This window comes from Streptomyces muensis, assembly GCF_021474425.1.
In the GTDB taxonomy this organism is placed as follows: Bacteria; Actinomycetota; Actinomycetes; order Streptomycetales; family Streptomycetaceae; genus Streptomyces; species Streptomyces muensis.
Genome location: NZ_JAKEIP010000050.1, coordinates 24,218 through 43,673, shown reverse-complemented (window position 1 = coordinate 43,673; position 19,456 = coordinate 24,218). Strand labels below are relative to the sequence as shown.

Annotated in this window: 18 protein-coding genes; 10 read left to right on the top strand and 8 right to left on the bottom strand. The window is 69.9% G+C overall.

The annotated features are described in order from the left end of the window. Nucleotides 1-29 precede the first annotated feature (29 nt). The 3 genes from L0P92_RS15450 to L0P92_RS15440 form a co-directional block, all read right to left on the bottom strand. Nucleotides 30-1,238, bottom strand: a complete 1,209-nt coding sequence (locus L0P92_RS15450; protein ID WP_234763276.1) for a betaine/proline/choline family ABC transporter ATP-binding protein — start codon at nt 1,236-1,238, stop codon at nt 30-32. 91 nt (nt 1,239-1,329) lie between these two features. Continuing rightward, complete coding sequence (locus L0P92_RS15445; RefSeq protein WP_234763272.1) at nt 1,330-1,977, bottom strand: ABC transporter permease; 648 nt, start codon at nt 1,975-1,977, stop codon at nt 1,330-1,332. Nucleotides 1,978-2,002: 25 nt separating this feature from the next. Further along, complete coding sequence (locus L0P92_RS15440; RefSeq protein WP_234763271.1) at nt 2,003-2,482, bottom strand: Lrp/AsnC family transcriptional regulator; 480 nt, start codon at nt 2,480-2,482, stop codon at nt 2,003-2,005. Between the two features lie 128 nt (nt 2,483-2,610). Here L0P92_RS15440 and hppD point away from each other — a divergent pair, with 128 nt between their 5' ends. Both hppD and L0P92_RS15430 read left to right on the top strand, forming a co-directional pair. Next, entirely contained in the window at nt 2,611-3,756 is a 1,146-nt protein-coding gene (gene hppD / locus L0P92_RS15435; protein WP_234763270.1) for a 4-hydroxyphenylpyruvate dioxygenase, read from the top strand. Nucleotides 3,757-3,824: 68 nt separating this feature from the next. Next, nucleotides 3,825-4,682 carry a phage baseplate protein gene (locus L0P92_RS15430; RefSeq protein WP_234763269.1) on the top strand — a complete coding sequence of 286 codons (858 nt, stop codon included), beginning with the start codon at nt 3,825-3,827 and terminating at the stop codon, nt 4,680-4,682. Nucleotides 4,683-4,739: 57 nt separating this feature from the next. Here L0P92_RS15430 and L0P92_RS15425 read toward each other — a convergent pair whose 3' ends face one another. Next, nucleotides 4,740-6,209, bottom strand: a complete 1,470-nt coding sequence (locus tag L0P92_RS15425) for a tetratricopeptide repeat protein (protein ID WP_234763268.1) — start codon at nt 6,207-6,209, stop codon at nt 4,740-4,742. A gap of 103 nt (nt 6,210-6,312) precedes the next feature. Here L0P92_RS15425 and L0P92_RS15420 point away from each other — a divergent pair, with 103 nt between their 5' ends. After that, complete coding sequence (locus L0P92_RS15420) at nt 6,313-7,719, top strand: FAD-binding oxidoreductase (protein WP_234763267.1); 1,407 nt, start codon at nt 6,313-6,315, stop codon at nt 7,717-7,719. 10 nt (nt 7,720-7,729) lie between these two features. Here L0P92_RS15420 and L0P92_RS15415 read toward each other — a convergent pair whose 3' ends face one another. Continuing rightward, complete coding sequence (locus L0P92_RS15415) at nt 7,730-8,140, bottom strand: SsgA family sporulation/cell division regulator (RefSeq protein ID WP_234763266.1); 411 nt, start codon at nt 8,138-8,140, stop codon at nt 7,730-7,732. A gap of 274 nt (nt 8,141-8,414) precedes the next feature. Between L0P92_RS15415 and L0P92_RS15410 the strand changes: the two genes are divergently transcribed. Beyond that, nucleotides 8,415-9,914, top strand: a complete 1,500-nt coding sequence (locus L0P92_RS15410) for an RDD family protein (protein WP_234763265.1) — start codon at nt 8,415-8,417, stop codon at nt 9,912-9,914. Nucleotides 9,915-10,003: 89 nt separating this feature from the next. Beyond that, a complete protein-coding gene (locus L0P92_RS15405; protein ID WP_234763264.1) occupies nt 10,004-10,663 on the top strand; it encodes an RDD family protein in 660 nt (219 codons plus the stop codon). 3 nt (nt 10,664-10,666) lie between these two features. Here the strand turns inward: L0P92_RS15405 and L0P92_RS15400 are convergent, their stop codons facing one another. Next, a complete protein-coding gene (locus L0P92_RS15400) occupies nt 10,667-10,918 on the bottom strand; it encodes a hypothetical protein (RefSeq protein ID WP_234763263.1) in 252 nt (83 codons plus the stop codon). A gap of 399 nt (nt 10,919-11,317) precedes the next feature. On the opposite strand from L0P92_RS15400, the gene L0P92_RS15395 reads away from it, so the two are divergent. Both L0P92_RS15395 and L0P92_RS15390 read left to right on the top strand, forming a co-directional pair. Continuing rightward, nucleotides 11,318-13,663 carry an immune inhibitor A domain-containing protein gene (locus L0P92_RS15395; RefSeq protein WP_234763262.1) on the top strand — a complete coding sequence of 782 codons (2,346 nt, stop codon included), beginning with the start codon at nt 11,318-11,320 and terminating at the stop codon, nt 13,661-13,663. Between the two features lie 134 nt (nt 13,664-13,797). Next, complete coding sequence (locus L0P92_RS15390; protein WP_234763261.1) at nt 13,798-14,142, top strand: hypothetical protein; 345 nt, start codon at nt 13,798-13,800, stop codon at nt 14,140-14,142. A gap of 124 nt (nt 14,143-14,266) precedes the next feature. Here L0P92_RS15390 and L0P92_RS15385 read toward each other — a convergent pair whose 3' ends face one another. Beyond that, complete coding sequence (locus L0P92_RS15385) at nt 14,267-14,857, bottom strand: isochorismatase family protein (protein ID WP_234763260.1); 591 nt, start codon at nt 14,855-14,857, stop codon at nt 14,267-14,269. Between the two features lie 138 nt (nt 14,858-14,995). Further along, nucleotides 14,996-16,354, bottom strand: coding sequence for a nicotinate phosphoribosyltransferase (locus L0P92_RS15380; RefSeq protein WP_234763259.1), 1,359 nt, complete (start codon nt 16,352-16,354; stop codon nt 14,996-14,998). Between the two features lie 92 nt (nt 16,355-16,446). Between L0P92_RS15380 and clpS the strand changes: the two genes are divergently transcribed. From clpS to L0P92_RS15365, 3 genes are all read left to right on the top strand, one after another. Further along, nucleotides 16,447-16,764 carry an ATP-dependent Clp protease adapter ClpS gene (clpS, locus tag L0P92_RS15375; protein WP_030053518.1) on the top strand — a complete coding sequence of 106 codons (318 nt, stop codon included), beginning with the start codon at nt 16,447-16,449 and terminating at the stop codon, nt 16,762-16,764. Nucleotides 16,765-16,805: 41 nt separating this feature from the next. Further along, nucleotides 16,806-17,414 (top strand): DUF2017 domain-containing protein, encoded by a 609-nt coding sequence (locus tag L0P92_RS15370; RefSeq protein ID WP_234763258.1) that lies wholly within the window; start codon nt 16,806-16,808, stop codon nt 17,412-17,414. A 372-nt stretch (nt 17,415-17,786) separates the two neighbouring features. Beyond that, on the top strand, nt 17,787-19,241 hold the full coding sequence (locus L0P92_RS15365) for an amino acid permease (RefSeq protein WP_234763257.1): 1,455 nt from the start codon (nt 17,787-17,789) through the stop codon (nt 19,239-19,241). Nucleotides 19,242-19,456: the final 215 nt, after the last annotated feature.

The window sequence follows — 19,456 nt, the reverse complement described above, 5'->3', positions numbered from 1 at the left end:
CGCCCCCGCCCTCGGAGTCTCCGGGCCGCTCACGCCTTCTTCTCCCCCGCGTCGCCCTCCTGCTCGGCGTGCGTCAGGTCGGCCCGTGTCTCCTCCAGGTCGTGCTGGGCCTCCAGCGCCTCCAGACGGTCCGCCTCCAGCAGTTCGTGCACCGAGTTCATCAGCGTCTCCATGTCGACGACGCCCGTGTACTCACCGCGCCGCCCGGTCACCACGACCCGCCCCGCGTTGTCGGTGAGGACCGCCTCCAGGGCGTCCCGCAGCGTGGCGTCCCGCGTCACCGTGTCGGTGACCAGCGTCCCGGCCCGCGCCAGCGAACCCCTGGCCCGCATCAGATCACCGCGCCGCAGCCACTTGTACGGCCGTCGGCGCTTGTCGAGCAGCAGGATTTCGTTGGTGCCGCTGGAGCGGAGCCGGTTGAAGATCTCCTGGAGCGGGTCGTCGACGGTCACCGTGGGGTAGTCGGTGATCTCCACATCCCGTACGCGGGTCAGGTTCAGCCGCTTCAGCGCCGCCCCGGCGCCCACGAACCCGGACACGAAGTCGTCCGCCGGGTTGGTGAGGATCGCCTCGGGGGTGTCGAACTGAGCGATGTGGGACCGTTCGCGCAGCACGGCGATCCGGTCGCCGAGCTTGATCGCCTCGTCGAAGTCGTGCGTGACGAAGACGATCGTCTTGTGCAGTTCGTGCTGGAGCCTGATCAGCTCGTCCTGGAGATGATCACGGGTGATCGGGTCGACCGCGCCGAACGGCTCGTCCATCAGCAGCACGGGCGGATCGGCGGCCAGCGCCCTCGCCACTCCCACGCGTTGCTGCTGGCCACCGGAGAGCTGACGCGGATAGCGGCCGTGGAACTCCCCGGGATCGAGGCCGACGAGGTCGAGCAGCTCCTCGACCCGGTCGCTGATCCGTGCCTTCGGCCAGCCGATCATCTTCGGCACCAGCGCGATGTTCTGGGCGACCGTCATGTGCGGGAAGAGGCCTGCGGACTGGATCGCGTAGCCGACCTTGCGGCGCAGCTTCACGGGGTCGATGTCGGTGACGTCCTCGCCGCCGATGCGGATACGGCCGCCGGTCGGTTCGATCAACCGGTTGATCATCTTGAGCGTGGTCGACTTTCCGCAGCCGGAAGGGCCGACGAAGATGACCACCTCGCCCGCCTTGATCTCCATGTTCACGTTGTCCACGGCCGGCTGCGGGCTGCCCGGATACCGCTTGGTCAGGTTCTCCAGCTCGATGGCGGCGCCGTGATGCTCCCCGGTGCCACCGGCGGCGTCGGGTGGAGCGTCGGCCGTGGTGCCGGCGGGGGCGTCGGCGGTGCTGCCGTACTCAGACACGGATCCCCCTGGGAATGGTCAGCCGCCCGATCAGGACGTACGCGGCGTCGAACAGCAGCGCAAGGACGATGATCCCGAGCGTGCCCGCGAGCACCTGGTTGAGCGCGTTCGCGCTGCCCAGCGAGGCCAGACCGCGGAAGATCACATTGCCGAGCCCGGGTCCGGACGCGTACGCCGCGATGGCCGCGATGCCCATCAGCATCTGCGTCGAGACCCGGATCCCGGTCAGGATCGGCGGCCAGGCCAGCGGCAGCTCCACCCGCAGCAACCGCGTGAGCCGGGACATCCCGATGCCGCGGGCCGCGTCCACCAGCGTCGGGTCGACACCGCGCAGCCCGACGATCGAGTTGCGCACGATCGGCAGCAGGCCGTACAGGGTCAGAGTGATCACCGTGGGCGGTACGCCCAGCCCCACGATCGGGATGAGCAGACCGATCATGGCGAGCGACGGAATGGTCAGAATGCCCGAGGTGGTCAGGGTGGCGAGGTTTCCGGCCCACTCGCTGCGATAGGTGACCACACCGATCAGCACCCCGAGCAGGGTCGCCACCACCATGCACTGGAAGACGGCGCTGGCGTGCTGCAGGGCGTCGGTGAACAGCTGCTGGTGGCGGTTGCCCAGGTACTCCCAGAAGCTCACACGGACTCACCCCACCCTTCGCGGGCTAGCTGCTCGCCGGGTCCTCCGCCGCCTGCTCCACCAACGGGATGATCCGCAGCGGAACGGGGTTCTCCATCACGATCGCGGTGGAGGCCCGGACGATCCCATCGAAACCGACAACCCGGTCGATCACACGCTGGAGATCGGCGTTGGAACGCGCCACCAGGCGGCACATCATGTCCCCGGTCCCGGTGGTGGTGTGCAGCTCCAGTACCTCCGGCACGGTCGTCAAGTGAGCCCGTACGTCGGCCCCTTGCCCCTGCCGGATCTGAAGCGTCGCGAACGCGGTGACCGGGTAGCCGAGCGCGGCCGGGTCCACCTCGGGACCGAACCCGCGGATGACTCCGTTCGACTGAAGCCGGTCCAGGCGCGCCTGCGCGGTCCCACGGGCCACCCCCAGCCGCCGGGACATCTCCAGCACCCCGATCCGCGGCTCGCGCGCCAGGAGCACGATGATCCGCCCGTCCAGATGATCGATCGCCACGGCAGCCTCCCGGGTGGGGTGGTCATCCTGTACAGAAAGCCCGCCGAAGCGGGTCGGTCACTGAGCAGAATGCCCAGCCGAGAACCAAACTATTGCGCACCTTGCCGTACCGGAGTGAGGCTGCGCCTATGACGCAGACCACACACCACACTCCCGACACCGCCCGGCAGGCCGACCCCTTCCCGGTCAAGGGAATGGACGCGGTCGTCTTCGCCGTGGGCAACGCCAAGCAGGCGGCGCACTACTACTCGACCGCCTTCGGCATGCGCCTCGTGGCCTACTCCGGACCGGAGAACGGCAGCCGCGAGACCGCGAGCTACGTGCTGGAGAACGGCTCCGCCCGTTTCGTCCTCACCTCCGTCATCAAGCCCGCCACCACCTGGGGCCACTTCCTCGCCCAGCACGTGGCCGAGCACGGCGACGGCGTCGTCGACCTCGCGATCGAGGTCCCGGACGCGCGCCGGGCGTACGAGTACGCGCTGGAGCACGGCGCCACCTCCGTCACCGAGCCGTACGAGCTGAAGGACGAGCACGGCACAATCGTCCTGGCCGCCATCGCGACCTACGGCGAGACCCGCCACACCCTCGTGGAGCGCACCGGCTACGACGGCCCCTACCTGCCCGGCTACGTCGCCGCGCAGCCGATGGTCGAACCGCCCGCCCAGCGCACCTTCCAGGCCATCGACCACTGCGTCGGCAACGTCGAGCTCGGCCGGATGAACGAGTGGGTCGGCTTCTACAACAAGGTCATGGGCTTCACGAACATGAAGGAGTTCGTGGGCGACGACATCGCGACCGAGTACAGCGCGCTGATGTCGAAGGTCGTCGCCGACGGCACGCTCAAGGTCAAGTTCCCGATCAACGAGCCCGCCATCGCCAAGAAGAAGTCCCAGATCGACGAGTACCTGGAGTTCTACGGCGGCGCCGGCGTCCAGCACATCGCGCTGAACACCAACGACATCGTGGCGACGGTCCGGACGATGCGCGCGGCCGGCGTCCAGTTCCTCGACACCCCCGACTCCTACTACGACACCCTCGGCGAGTGGGTCGGCGACACCCGCGTGCCCGTCGAGACCCTGCGCGAGCTGAAGATCCTCGCCGACCGCGACGAGGACGGCTATCTGCTGCAGATCTTCACCAAGCCGGTCCAGGACCGTCCGACGGTCTTCTTCGAGATCATCGAACGCCATGGCTCCATGGGCTTCGGCAAGGGCAACTTCAAGGCCCTGTTCGAGGCGATCGAGCGGGAGCAGGCCAAGCGCGGGAACCTGTGACGGCTGGTTGAGCCTCTCCAGTCGTGCGGGTGTCACGGGGCACCCGCACGACCAGGGGGGTGACGTCGGTGGAGGACCGATTCGATCTGTCCGTGCCGTCCGAGCGCTGGCTGTGGAAGAGGGACACGCTCAAGGAGCCGACCATCCTCCAGTCGTTCGCGTTCGACGAGGTGGCCGAGCATCTGTACGTCCTTCAGCTCACCCCGGGCGGCTCCGCGGCCGGCGACCTCTGCCTGAACCGGCTCGACCACCGGGGCGACCGGCTCGGCCACATGTACCTGCGTGGCTTCGGGCACGGCGTGAGCATGGGCGTGCAGCGCACGACCGACGGCATCGTGTGGATCTGGACCGAGGCCGACGCCCGCAACGGCTACGGCAGCGGCGTCACCCGCTTCCGCTTCTTCCACGGCGCCACCCGCGAGACCGGCGACGTCCACGTCCGCCACCCGATCCCCGGCTCGACCGGCAACCAGCCCTCGATCTGCCAGGCCACCGGCCGCATCGCCGTCCGCCACCGGATGAACGGCGTCCCCCGGTACCGGATCTACGACCTCGACACCTTCGTCGCCGGCGACTACACCACCCACGTCGCCGACCTCGCCCAGACCGGCACGCACCCGGACCCGACGGTCCCGTTCCAGGGGTACGCGCTGCACGGTGACCACCTCTACCAGCTCGCCGGGACGCCGTACGACCCCGAGACCAACCCGCCGGCCGGACGCGGCGACACCCATGTCTCCTGCCTCGACATCCGCACCGGCGAGGTGGTCCAGCGCCGGCGCACCGAGGCCGGGTACTCGCTCGACCACCGGGAGCCGGAGGGCATGGCGGTGTGCCGCACACCGCAGGCCCGACTGTGCATGGGCTTCGCGTCCGGTGCGGTGGGCGCCCGGAAGTTCTCCGTCTACTACAAGCCCCGCGCCTGAACGCCTCGTACGCTGACCCCATGGCACGGCGGCGGTCTGGCGAAAGCCGTGTAGAGGTCACTTCCGCCGAGGCTCGGCGTCCATGTCCGGTACGTCCTCCACCGACGGCTCCCCGAGCTCCTCCAACGCCGCCTCGGCCAGCGGCACCCGCGTCGGCGAGAAGTGCGGATTGATCCGCAGCGCCTCCTCCAGATGCCGTCGCGCGGGCCCCGCCATCTCCAGCGACCGCTCGATCATCCCCCGGTGATAGACGTACAGCGCGCTGCGCACCCCGCCCCCCTTCTGCCGGTCGGTCGCACGCCGGGCGAACTTCAGCGCCTCCTCGTCCTCCCCGGACCGGTGCAGCGCCCAGCCCAGCGCGTCGGCCACCGCGATCCCCGGCTGCCGGCGCCACTCGACCCTGAGCCGCCGTACCGCCATCTCCGTGTCGCCGTGGTCCGCCTCGAGGAGGCCCAGCACCAGCTCCTCGTCCACCCCGCCGGCCGCCGCCCGCGCCGCCCGCTCGCGCAGCAGGTCGTACTGCACGCGGGCCGCCTGCCCCAGCCCCAGCGACTCGTACAACTCACCCAGCTCCAGGGCGTATTCGGGCAGCGGCTGCTTGGCGAGGGCCGCCCGGTAGGCGTTCAGCGCCTCCGTCGAGCGGCCCAGCGCCGCGAGGGTCCGTCCCTGCCCGGCGAGCGCGGCCCGCTGGTCGGGGTCGAGGCGTACCGCCTCCTGGAAGTGGCGCAGGGCCACCTCCAGGTCACCGCGTTCCCAGGCGAGTTGCCCGGCCCGTTCGAGATACGCCGCCCGCTCGGCCGGGACCTCGGTGGCCGCCGCCGCGTCGGAGAGGGCCGCCGCCGCGTCCTCGCGCCAGCCCCGGTCCCGGTACAGGGCCGCCGCCCGGGCCTGCACCGCCGGCCCCGAGCGCAGCTTCAGCAGCCGGTCCAGGCTCCGCTTGGCGGCCTTGTAGTCGCCCATCCCGGTCTGCGCCTCGATCAGCAGCGGATACGTCGTCCACCGCTTGCGGTCCACCTTCAGCGCCGCCTCGCTCCACGTCCGTGCCGCGTGGAAGTCCCGTCGGGCGTTCGCCAGCGCCGCCATGCCGTCCAGCGCCTCGGCGTTGCGCTCCCGCACCCGCAGTGAGGCCCGCAGCGCCTTCTCGGCCTTCGGGTAGTTCGCCGGCTCCGCGGTCCGCCGCCCCTGTTCCACGTACGCCGCGCCCAGCACCGCCCACGCCCGGGCGTCCTTGGGATGCGTCCGCAGGTGCGCCTCGCGCTCGTGGATCAGCACCGCCAGATCGGGCAGCGCGGCGGTCACCCCCTTGGTGACGGCGGCCAGCGCCTGCGCCCCCGGCGCCGGCCGGGCCGCCCGCGTCCCGCTCGGCCCCCACGGCAGCAGCGTCAACAACCCGCCGAGCACGGCACACCCCGCCACGGCGGCGATCAGCACGCGGCGCCGGCTGCGCGGGCGACGGTCGGGCGTGCCCTGCGGGTCCTTCGAGGCGTCGTTCTCGGACCCGACGTTCTTCGGGGCGCTGTTCTCCATGGCGATCACTGTGCGTGAAACCCTGCGCCAATACGACGACCACACCCGTCCGACCCCGGCTGCCGTACATGGGGTTCACACCGATGGCCCCGGGTGTCACGCTGTGATCATGAGCCGTACCGAAGCCGCACCCGACCAGGCCCGGGGTGACCTCACCGAGCGGCTGCTCGCGGGTCTGCCCGCCGAGGCCGTTCTCACCGACCCCGACATCACGGCCTCCTACGCCAACGACATGGCCAGCTTCTGCCCGGCCGGTGCGCCCGCCGTGGTCGTGCTGCCGCGCACGGTCGAAGAGGTCCAGCACGTCATGCGCACCGCCACCGAGCTGCGCGTCCCGGTCGTCCCACAGGGCGCCCGCACCGGCCTGTCGGGCGGGGCCAACGCCTCCGACGGCTGCATCGTGCTGTCCCTGACCAAGATGGACCGGATTCTGGAGATCAACCCGGTCGACCGCATCGCCGTCGTCGAGCCCGGCGTCATCAACGCCACCCTCTCCCGCGCGGTCGGCGAACTCGGCCTGTACTACCCGCCGGACCCCTCCAGCTGGGAGATGTGCACCATCGGCGGCAACATCGGCACGGCCTCCGGCGGCCTGTGCTGTGTGAAGTACGGGGTGACGGCCGAGTACGTCCTCGGCCTGGACGTCGTCCTCGCCGACGGCCGCCTGCTGTCCACGGGCCGCCGTACCGCCAAGGGCGTCGCCGGATACGACATGACCCGCCTCTTCGTCGGCTCCGAGGGCTCGCTCGGCATCGTCGTACGGGCCGTCCTGGCACTGAAGCCGCAACCGCCGCAGCAGCTGGTGCTGGCCGCCGAGTTCGCGACGGCGGGCGCGGCGTGCGACGCGGTGTGCCGGATCATGGAGGGCGGGCACGTCCCGTCGCTGCTGGAACTGATGGACCGTACGACGGTCAAGGCGGTCAACGACATCGCGAACATGGGGCTGCCGGAGACGACCGAGGCCCTCCTCCTGGCCGCCTTCGACACCCCGGACCCCGCCCCCGACCTCGCGGCCGTCGGCGCGCTGTGCGAGGCGGCCGGCGCCACCCAGGTGGTCCCGGCGGACGACGCCGCCGAGTCCGAACTCCTGCTCCAGGCGAGGCGGTTGTCCCTCACCGCGCTCGAAGCCGTGCGGGGGGTGACGATGATCGACGACGTGTGTGTGCCACGGTCGAGGCTCGCCGACCTGATCGAGGGCGTGGAACGCATCGCCGACAAGCACCAGCTCACCATCGGCGTCGTCGCCCACGCCGGCGACGGCAACACGCATCCGACGGTCTGCTTCGACGCGACCGACGCCGACGAGTCCCGGCGCGCCCGCGAGTCCTTCGACGAGATCATGGCGCTCGGCCTGGAACTCGGCGGCACGATCACCGGCGAGCACGGCGTGGGCGTGCTGAAGAAGGAGTGGCTGGCGCGCGAGATCGGCCCCGTAGGCATCGAGTTGCAGCGCGGCGTCAAACAGGTCTTCGACCCGCTGGGCATCCTCAATCCGGGCAAACTCTTCTGACCGCTACGCCTCACCGGGCGAGCAGCTGATCGAGCGCGTCGTCGATCCCCAGCTGCTCGCCCTCGGCCCCCGGCGGCACCACCCGCAAGGTCCGCTCCAGCCAGGCCGACACCTGCGCCGCCGGCGCCTCGAGGAGGGCGTCCCCGTCGGGCGAGCTCAACGCCATCAGCACCACGCTGCGCCCGTCCACCTTCGTCGGCCACACCCGCACGTCCCCGTGCCCGCACGGCCGGAACACCCCCTCCACGAGCAGATCCCGGGAGAAGGTCCAGTGCACGGGCTGCTCGGAGTTGATGTGGAAGGCGATGTGCACGGCGTACGGATCGTCGCTGTGATAGCTCAACCGGGCCGGCACCGGGATGCCACGCTCCGGCGACAGGATGAGCCGCAGCTCCAGTTCGCGCTCTACGGTCTGATGCATGACGTGCGTGTCCTCTCTCGTGACGCGTACGGGCCGCGTGGGCGGGCCCGTACGAGTGGAGAGGGACCGGGGGCACGGATCATTACGCGGGTTCGAGGAACTTTTTTCCCGCCCTGTTCCCGGACGGGTTCCGGACGGGTTCCGCTCGTGTGAAGTACGTGTACGAGGTTGCCCGGAAAGGAGTGGGTCCTACGGGACGGGCGGTGCTTGTTGCGTCCGTCTGATAGATGTGGAGGCCCCTATTTGACCCACGAGCAGATACCGGACGACGGACATGAGCGCCCCAACCCCGGCCCCCGGTGACGACAGGCCCCGCGAAGGGTATTACCCGGACCCGTCCATTCCTGGATATGTCCGGTACTGGAACGGCGCCTCCTGGGTGCCGGGCACCAGCCGTCCGGCGCCGACGGACGGCGAACCGCTCGCCCCGCCGCCGGGCGCGAACCCGGACGGGCCCGCCGCCGCCCCGGCCGCCCCGGTCGAGGAGACCGGCCCGCACTTCTTCGACGAGGACCCGGAGCGGGAACCCGCGTCGGGCAGGGCCCAGCACGGCAGCCGCCCGGAGCCGGCGTCCGCGTGGGGCGCCGACCCCGCCCACCAGGCCGGCTTCGGCGGCGACCAGGACCACCGCGTCTCCTGGGGTGCCCAGCAGGAGCCCGACCCGAGGGAACCGCGCGCGGCGGCCCAGCCGGACGGACAGGCCGCCAGTACCGACGGCACGGCCACCATTCCGCCCGCCGAGCCGGAAGCGGACTCCGGGAACGTCGCCTCCGGTGACACGTTCATGATCCGCCGGCCCGTGGCCGGCATCCCCAGCCCCGGCGGCCCCGCCCCCGCCGACGGCACCATGGCCATCCGCGCGGTGTCCCCGCGCACGGGGGCGCAGGGCGGAGGCACGGGCGCGTCCGCCGGATCGGGCGCCGCACGTACGGACGCCGCGGCCGGCGCCCCGCAGGGCCCGGGCTTCGGCGCCGGGAAGGCCGCCGCCGAACGGGCCGCCGGGGCCCAGGGACAGGCCCGGACGGCCGCCGGAGCCGCGTCCGCCGCCCAGTCGGCCGGCGCCTCTCCCACGGCCCTCTCCGGCCCGCAGCAGGCCCAGCAGCAGGCCGCCCCGAGCATCCCCCAGCAGTCGGCCGGTTCCGGCGCGCCCATGACGGCGGGCCCCGGCGGCGGCCAGTCCTCCTGGGCGCAGCAGGTCCACCGGCTCGCGGGTCCCGGCGAGGACCAGCCGGTCGCCCCGTGGAAGCCCCCGACCCTGGACCCGTTCCAGGCGGCCGCCATGCGTCAGGCCGCCGCCCGCCCCGCAGGCCTCGGCAAGCGGCTGGCCGCACGGCTGCTGGACACCGTCGTCCTGGCCGCCGTCACCGCAGTGGCCGCCGTACCGCTCGGCACCAAGGCGATCGACCACGTCAACGGCAAGATCGACGCCGCCAAGCTCTCCGGCGAGACCGTCACCGTGTGGCTGCTGGACGGCACCACGTCGGTGTACCTCGGCATCATCCTGGCCGTCCTGCTGCTGTTCGGCGCGGTCTACGAGGTCCTGCCCACCGTCAAGTGGGGCCGCACGCTGGGCAAGAAGCTGCTCGGCCTGGAGGTGCGGGACATCGAGGCCCACGAACCCCCGGAGTTCGGCGCGGCCCTGAAGCGCTGGCTCGTCTACAGCATCCCCGGTCTGCTCGTCGTCGGCGTCGTCGGCGTGCTGTGGTGCGTCTTCGACCGGCCCTGGCACCAGTGCTGGCACGACAAGGCGGCGCGTACGTTCGTCGCAGGCTGAGCGCATACCGCGAACGGCCCGGAAGATTCCGTACCCCGGACGGCCCCGCGCCGGATGCGGAGCGGGGCGGTTCGCGGTCGACTCGGGCCATGAGCAGCGAACCGCCTCCCGGCTCCGGTCAGCAACCCCCGGAAGACGATCCGTTCAGGAAGCAGCCCCCGCCGTCCGAGGGCGAGGGTACGGGTCCGCCGTACGGTGACCAGCCCCCGTACGGCGGCCAACCCCCGCCCTACGGAGGCGGTCCCTACGGCGGTGACCCGTACGGCGGCTCAGGCGGCCCCGCCGACCCCCTGGCCGGGATGCCGCCGCTCGCCGACAGCGGCAAGCGCACGCTGGCCCGCATCATCGACATGATCCTGGTGGGCGTCGTCGTCTGGCTGCTCACCTGGGGCTTCGGCGTCACCGAGTACGACGTGGACACCGACCAGGTGGAGTACGGCAAGTCCTTCGTGCAGTCGCTGGTCGCCGCCGTGCTGTTCATCGGCTACGACACCGTCATGACCGCGAGGACGGGACAGACGCTCGGCAAGAAGCTGCTCAACATGCGCACGGCCAACCTGGACAACGGCGCCACCCCCTCGGTGCAGGCCTCGCTGATCCGGGCGTCGGTGCTGTGGATCCCGTTCGCGTTCTGCTGCGCCTGCATCTGGACCGTGATCTGCGGCGGCTGGAGCTTCTTCGACAAGCCCTACAAGCAGGGCCTGCACGACAAGGCGGCGAAGACGGTTGTCGTCAGCACCGGCAACTGAGCGTCAGGACTGGGTGAGTACGGGTTCCTCCGCCTGTTCCCGTTCGGCGGGGGCCGGCTTGCGGAGCGCCACCACGCGGGGCTTCCTCGGCATGGGCACCGTCATGGCGACCAGGAGCCCGAGCAGCAGCGCCGCGACGGCGATGACCGCGATCCCCGCACCCGAACTCGTCTGCGACAGCAGCAGCATGGCGAGCGTGGAGAAGATCACGGTGCACGAGCCGTAAGCGAGCTGTGCGGCAGTCGGACGAGGCATGATCATCGTGTCCTCGGAATCAGGGGTGCACGGGGGTCTCGGCCTGGCTTTCCGCCGACGTCCGGGCGGTTCCGCCATCCGACTCTAACCGCGTGCATGCCCGAGAGGAACAAACCGTAAGCGTGACCTGACCAACAGTGCCGATGCACGGGGGGCGCACGGAGTCATCGCGTCCAACAGGTGGACAGTGCGACGCGCCCGTCACCGAAAGGTGGTTGTCCGCTAAATGAACATCGACTCCGCATAGTGCAATTGACCTGTCCAAGTCAAGGTCTGTTTTTTCTGCTTAACCTCTAGTCAAATGTCGTCACTTGACTACACGCGTTGATCAGGCGCCCGCGGAACCTCCAGGACCAGGAACCCTTCCTTCCGCGCGCCCGGACGCGGGGGAGGAAGCAAGTGACCAGTAGACCCTGGACGTTCAGAACGGCGGCAACCGCCGTCGCGCTCACGACGGCAGCGGCGACGTTCTCGACCTTCGCGGTGGCTCAGGCCGACGAAGGCGTGCCGGCGTCCGTGGAGCGGCACGACCCGGCGGAGCACCCTCACGCCGACCACAACCTCGACGGCCCCATGAGCAGGACGCAGGCGGCCCAGCGCGAGGAGGCCCTGAACCAGGTCATATCCGGCCGGAGCAAGGTCACGAAGCGCGACGGCTCGCAGGTCGTGGAGCTCAAGAGCAAGAAGGGCGACAGCAAGTACGTCGAGCTGGGCCGCGAGAAGACCGACAAGATCTTCACGATCCTGGTCGAGTTCGGCGACCAGATCAGCGAGTTCGGCGGCACGCCCGGCCCGGCCCACAACCAGATAGCCGAGCCCGACCGCGAGAAGGACAACTCGACGGCCTGGCAGGCGGACTACAACCAGAAGCACTTCGAGGACCTCTACTTCGGCACCGGCAAGAAGACCGAGTCGCTGAAGAAGTACTACGAGAAGCAGTCCTCGGGCCGCTACTCGGTCGAGGGCGAGGTCACCGACTGGGTCAAGGTCCCCTACAACGAGGCCCGCTACGGCAACAACGCCTGTGGCGAGACCAACTGCGCCAGCGTCTGGAACGTCGTCAGCGACGGTCTGAACGCGTGGGTCGCCCAGCAGAAGGCAGCTGGGAAGACCGACGCCGAGATCAAGGCCGACGTCACCCAGTTCGACCAGTGGGACCGCTACGACTTCGACAGCGACGGCGACTTCAACGAGGCCGACGGCTACATCGACCACTTCCAGATCGTGCACGCCGGTGAGGACGAGTCCGCGGGCGGCGGCGCCCAGGGCACCGACGCGATCTGGGCCCACCGCTGGTACGCCTTCGGCACCGACGCCGGCGCCACCGGCCCCGCGGACAACAAGCTGGGCGGCGCGCAGATCGGCTCCACCGGCATCTGGGTCGGCGACTACACCGTCCAGCCGGAGAACGGCGGTCTGGGTGTCTTCGCCCACGAGTACGGCCACGACCTCGGTCTGCCGGACCACTACGACACCGCCGGCGGCGAGAACTCCACCGGCTTCTGGACGCTGATGTCCTCCGGTTCCTGGCTGGGCACCGGCAAGAAGGAGATCGGTGACCTGCCCGGCGACATGACCGCCTGGGACAAGCTCCAGCTGGGCTGGCTCAACTACGACACGGCCAAGGCCGCGACGACCTCCGAGCACAAGCTCGGCCTGGCCGAGTACAACACCCGGCACAAGCAGGCCCTCGTGGTCACGCTGCCCAAGAAGGCCGTCACCACCGAGATCGTGACTCCCGCACAGGGCGCGACCCAGTGGTGGAGCGGCAGCGGCAACAACCTGAAGAACACGCTGAGCCGCAGCGTCGACCTCACCGGCAAGTCCGCCGCCAGCCTCACCCTCGACGGCTGGTGGGACATCGAGAAGGGCTACGACTACCTCTACACCGAGGTGTCGACCGACGGCGGCGCCAACTGGACGGCGATCGACGGCACCGCGAACGGCAACCCGATCAGCCGGGACGGCAGCGACAAGCCCGCGCTCGACGGCACGGTGGACGCGTACCAGAAGCTCGTCTACCCGCTGGACGCCTACGCCGGCAAGAAGATCGACCTGCGCTTCCGCTACGCGACCGACGGCGGCCTGGCGCTGAAGGGCTTCGCGGCCGACCGCATCACGGTCACCGCCGACGGCTCCGCGGTCTTCTCGGACGACGCGGAGAGCGTGGACAACGCCTGGACGGCGAGCGGCTTCTCGCGCATGGGCGCCTCGTTCACCAAGGACTACGCGCAGTACTACATCGCCGAGAACCGTCAGTACGTGTCGTACGACAAGACCCTGAAGACGGGCCCGTACAACTTCGGCTTCTCGTCGACCCGTCCGGACTGGGTGGAGCACTACGCCTACCAGAACGGCCTGTTGATCTGGAAGTGGGACACCTCCCAGGCGGACAACAACACCAGCCAGCACCAGGGTGTCGGTCTGATCCTCCCGGTCGACTCCCACCCGACGCCGCTGAAGTGGTCCGACGGCACGCTGATGCGCAACCGCATCCAGTCCTACGACTCGCCGTTCAGCACGTACCGCACGGACGGCATGACGCTGCACAACGCGGACGTCGCGACCCGGATCCCGTCGCGTGCCGGGGTGCCGGTCTTCAACGACCACACCAACACGTACTACAGCGCCGAGACGCCCACCGCGGGCGTCAAGATCACTGACACCAACACCAAGATCAAGATCATCAAGGAGCCGCGCGATGGCTCGACGATCACGGTCGAGGTCGGCGCCGCAGTGAAGTAAACGGCATATTCGCAGGTCAGAGCGTGATCGGCGGCAACCCTCTTGGCGGGTTGCCGCCGATCGTGTTTAGGTGCACCCTGTGCTTCCGTTATTGACACCGACATCGACACCGACTCGCACGGGGGTGTGACCGCATGGCCGCAGGAGGTTTCTGCAAGCTGCCGACCGGCAGCGTCGTGGTGGCGCTGAACCTGCCCAGACCCACCGCCAACGGCACGGGCAGCGTCCGTGTCCTCGTCCACGCCCAGAACCGCGCCCGAGCCCTGACCAGGCTCCGCAACCTCGGCATGCGCGCGGTCTACCTACGCGGCAACGCCGCCCCACCGACCCCCGACGAGGTCACAGCCGTCCTCCACCACCCCGACGGCCTGATATGGCGAACGGCCCCTGACAACGGTGTCGCCCTGGGCCCAGAGCTACCCCAGGAACTGTGGCACCCGATCAGGGCCCTACTGAGACGCCCGGCGGCAACGCCTTAACCGGCGCGGGGCGGCTGTGTCATGTGCGGCGCCTGCAACGCCCCCAAGGGGCGCGGGGAACTGCGCGACCAGCCCCAACGGCGCCGCACCCGCCACACGACCGATCGCGGCACCCCACCACGCGCTACGCAACCACCGGCTTGCCGGACAACTCCACCCCGGCCTCCCGCATCTCCTCCAGCGCCCGCTCAGTCGTCTCGGAACCCACCCCGGCAGTCAGATCCAGCAACACCTGCGCACGAAACCCCTCCCGCACCGCATCCACGGCAGTGGCCCGCACACAGTGATCCGTGGCGATCCCCACCACATCCACCTCCGACACGTCCCGCGCCCGCAACCAGTCCGCCAGCCGCACCCCGTTCTCGTCGGCCCCCTCGAACCCGCTGTACGCCGCCGCGTACGCCCCCTTGTCGAACACGGCATCGATCGCACCGGACGCGACCGCGGGCGCGAAGTTCGGGTGGAACCCGACCCCCTCGGTACCGGCGACGCAGTGCGCCGGCCAGGAGTGGGCGAAGTCGGGGTTGGTCGAGAAGTGACCACCGGGCGCGATGTGGTGATCGCGGGTGGCGACGACGTGCTGGTACCCGGACCCGCCCGCCTGCCCGATCAGCTCGGTGACGGCGGCAGCCACATCGGCACCGCCGGCCACGGCGAGGCTGCCCCCCTCGCAGAAGTCGTTCTGCACATCTACGACGATCAAGGCGCGGCGCATGGTCGGTGTCCTTCGGTTATGGACGCTGAGGTCGGGACGGTGGAAAACGATGCTGGCCCGGCCGTGAACTTCCGAGCCTAGAGACTTCGGGTGCGCTGCGGGAGGGGGCATGGCGCGCGCACGCCGGGCGCGCTCGCTTCACGCCCCCGTCCGGCTACCCGAGCGCCCGTTGACATACTCGGTCGGGATGACGGGTTCCCCGCGCGAGAGCTGCGTGGCGGACAGCGGCAGGTTGCCGCGCGCGGCCGTGTGCCGGTCCCGTACGACGTCCAGCGGCTCACGGGCCACCACGTCCCCGCCCTCGATCAGCCGCACCAGCAACTGCCGGTCGGCGAGCTCCGCCGGAACCGACCCGGTGCCGACCACCTCGGCCTCGGCGACGCCGTACTCGTCGAGACGCCGCGCGGCCCACTTGCGGCCGCCGATGGACGTCTTCCCGCCGGTCGACTTCTTCGCCACCGGCACCAGCGGCGCCGTGGCGTCGCCGGACTCGGCGCGGGCGACCAGCTTGTAGACCATCGAGCAGGTCGGATGCCCCGACCCGGTCACCAGCTGGGTGCCGACGCCGTACGCGTCCACCGGGGCCGCCGCGAGCGAGGCGATGGCGTACTCGTCCAGGTCGGAGGTCACGATGATCTTCGTGCCGGTCGCGCCCAGCTTGTCCAGCTGCTGGCGGACCCGGTGCGCGACCAGCAGCAGGTCGCCCGAGTCGATGCGCACGGCGCCCAGCTCGGGCCCGGCGACCTCCACGGCCGTACGGACCGCCTCGGCGACGTCGTAGGTGTCCACCAGCAGCGTGGTGCCGCGGCCCATGGAGTCCACCTGGGCCTGGAAGGCGTCCCGCTCACGGTCGTGCAGCAGGGTGAAGGCGTGGGCGCTGGTGCCGACGGTGGGTATGCCGTAGCGGAAGCCGGCGGCGAGGTCGGAGGTGGAGGTGAAGCCGCCGAGGTAGGCCGCCCTGGACGCCGCCACCGCGGCCAGCTCGTGGGTGCGGCGGGCGCCCATCTCGATCAGCGGGCGCTCTCCGGCGGCCGACGCCATCCGGGAGGCGGCCGCGGCGATGGCGGAGTCGTGGTTGAGGATGGAGAGGATCACCGTCTCCAGCAGCACGCACTCCGCGAAGGTGCCCTCGACCCGCATGATCGGCGAGCCCGGGAAGTAGACCTCGCCCTCGGGGTAGCCCCAGACGTCGCCGGAGAAGCGGTAGTCCGCGAGCCACTTGAGGGTCTGCTCGTCGAGGATGTTCCGCTCGCGCAGGAAGCCGAGGACGTCGGCGTCGAAGCGGAAGTTCTCGACGGCGTCCAGCACCCGGCCGGTGCCGGCCACGACGCCGTAGCGCCGCCCCTCGGGCAGCCGCCGGGTGAAGACCTCGAAGACACTGCGCCGCTCGGCGGTGCCGGCCTTCAGGGCGGCCTGCAGCATCGTGAACTCGTACTGATCCGTGAAGAGCGCCGTCGAGGGGACGTCCACCGGCAGCCCAAGGTCCGCTGTGTTCATGACGACAGATGCTACCCCCATTTCGTCAGTCTGACGATTTAGGCCCCGTGGATCGCCGGGGATTTGTGCGACCACCCCCCTCCGGTGGCAGCATGGGCTCTGTGACGTCACCCGCACCCCTGGAGATCGAACGCACCGAGTCGGCGGAGGAGGTCTTCGCCGTCCCCGAGCCGGACGTCCCCTGGGTCACGATCGTGCACAACGACCCGGTCAACCTCATGAGCTATGTGACCTACGTCTTCCAGTCCTACTTCGGCTACACCAAGGACAAGGCGACCAAGCTCATGCTCGACGTCCACCACAAGGGCCGGGCGGTCGTCTCCAGCGGCACCCGCGAGGAGATGGAACGCGACGTGCAGGCCATGCACGGCTACGGCCTGTGGGCCACCCTTCAGCACGACCGCAAGTGACCCGTACGCCCGCGCAGGACCGGAAGTAGCGAATCGTCCCTATGCCAGGAACCTTCGAACCGCTCCCCGGCGGCGGTGCGGCCGTCGCCCTCGACGACGTCGAGATCTCCATCATCCGGTCGCTGGCCGTCCAGCTCCTGGAGCTCATCGGCCCCGGCCCCGCCGAGGACGCCCCCGACGACCCGCTCGCCGAGCTGTTCGCCGAGGGCCCGAGCGAGCCGCCCGCCGACCCGGTCCTCCGGCGCCTGTTCCCGGACGCCTACAGCGACCCCGAGGGGACACCGCAGGCCAAGGAGGCCGAGGAGCAGCGGTCGTACTCCGCGGAGTTCCGTCGCTACACCGAGAACGACCTGCGGGCCGGCAAGCGCGACAACGCGCTCGCGGTGGTCCGCTCCCTGGACGAGCTCAGCTCCGCCTCCGCCGGTGAGGGCGGCGCGGTGCTCAAGCTCTCCCCGGAGGAGTCCCAGCGGTGGCTCGGCGCCCTCAACGACCTGCGGCTCGCCATCGGCTCCCGGCTGGAGATCACCGACGAGGACGACACCGATCTGCTCTACCGGCTGCCGGACGAGGACCCGCGCAAGCCGATGGTGATGGCGTATCTGTGGCTGGGCGGACTCCAGGAGACGCTGGTCGCGACGCTGATGCCGTAGCCCGCACCCTCTTGTGCGACCGTCCTGTGCCTGTTTGTGACGGTTTTGTGTTCGCTCAGCGGACGCTCAAATCCGGATAACGATCGCGTCAAGGCCGCCACCCGCTATGGGAGGTGGCCGAGTCTTTTGTCCGGTTCTTCCTGTGGGATGCGCCACATGTCCTGCAGCCGATCACTGTGACGGCCGTGATAAATCTTCACGACGCCCGCCGAGCACCACCCGAATGTTCGGCCGGGTGCGCCACATGGTCGACGGATCGTCGGCCAGGCACGAGCGGACCCAGCCCGCTCAGCTCCAGCAATCCGGGGGGATCGAGACCCGATCCGAGGCCGACGAAGGGCCCGGGTCGGCATGGAGAAAGGCGCACAACACATGACCTCTGCGAAGGTCACGGACGCGAAGGCCACGGGTGCCCCGGAAGAGGGGTACGAGCGCGGCCTCGGCAGCCGTCAGGTCCAGATGATCGCGATCGGCGGCGCCATCGGCGTCGGCCTCTTCATGGGTGCCGGAGCGAACATCGCCAAGGCCGGCCCCAGCATCATCCTCATGTACGCCCTCGCGGGCGTCGTCATCTTCTTCATCATGCGGGCCCTGGGCGAACTGCTCCTCTACCGGCCCGTCTCCGGCTCCTTCGCCGAGTACGCCCGCGAATTCCTCGGCCCGTTCTTCGGCTTCGTCACCGGCTGGACGTACTGGCTGATGTGGGTGGTCACCGGCATGGCCGAGCTCACGGCCGCCGCGATCTACATCCACTTCTGGTTCCCCGAGATCCCGCAGTGGGTCAGCGCCCTGGTGTTCCTGGTGGTGCTGTTTGGCGTCAACCTGATCTCCGTCAAGATCTTCGGCGAGGTCGAGTTCTGGTTCTCGATGATCAAGGTGACGGCCATCATCGGCATGATCGTGATCGGCCTCGGCGTGCTCACCCTCGGCTTCTCCGACGCCGGTGACACCGCCACCGTCTCCAACCTCTGGTCGCACGACGGCTTCTTCCCCAACGGCATCGGCTCCAGCCTGATGACGCTCCAGGGCGTCATGTTCGCCTACCTCGCCGTCGAGCTCGTCGGCGTCACCGCGGGCGAGTCCGAGAACCCCGAGAAGACCCTGCCCAAGGCCATCAACACGCTGCCCTGGCGCATCATCGTCTTCTACGTCGGCGCGCTGCTGGTGATCCTCTCCGTCGTCAAGTGGACCGAGTTCTCCGCCGGCGAGAGCCCCTTCGTGCACGCCTTCGGCAAGATCGGCATCCCGCTCGCCGCCGGCATCGTCAACTTCGTGGTGCTCACCGCGGCCCTGTCGTCCTGCAACTCGGGCATGTACTCGACCGGCCGGATGCTGCGCGACCTCGCCGCCAACAGCGAGGCGCCGAGTGCCTTCGGCAAGCTCAACGCCCGCAAGACGCCTGCCGTCGGTATCACGGTGTCAGTGGCGCTGATGGGTATCGGTGTGGTGCTGAACTACGTCGTGCCGGAGAAGGCGTTCCTCTACGTCACGTCTGTCGCCACGGCCGCCGGTATCTGGACGTGGATGATGATCCTCGTCAGTCACATTCGCTACCGGGCCGCTGTCGATGCGGGGCGGCTGCGGGCCTCGTCCTTCCCTGCCCCCGGTGGTGCGCTGTTCAGCTGGGTCGCGCTTCTCTTCCTCATCGGCGTGACCTGCATGATCGCGTACGACAAGGATGCGCGGGTCTGTCTGTATGTCGCGGCCGGGTGGGCTGTCGCCCTTGGCGTCGGCTGGGCGGTGCTCAAGAGCCGTAATCCGCAGATCGCCGCGCGGGGTGGGGACGAGCCGGAGCCGAGCGCTTCGCTGAAAGAGCCCGTGAGGTGATTGCCGCGGAAGGTTGTCCGCTGTCTGCGGCTCCGCTGTGGCTGGTCGCGCAGTTCCCCGCGCCCCTTTAGGGGCGTTGCCGAGCCGCCCTCCAGGACGTCCCCGCCCCCGGGAGCACTCGTGGCGCTCTCGGTGGCTGCCGCTCAGGGCGTCCGGCATGTGGGCCGTCTCGTACCAACCCTCGGTACGGGGCGGCCCGTCTGCTTATCCTGACC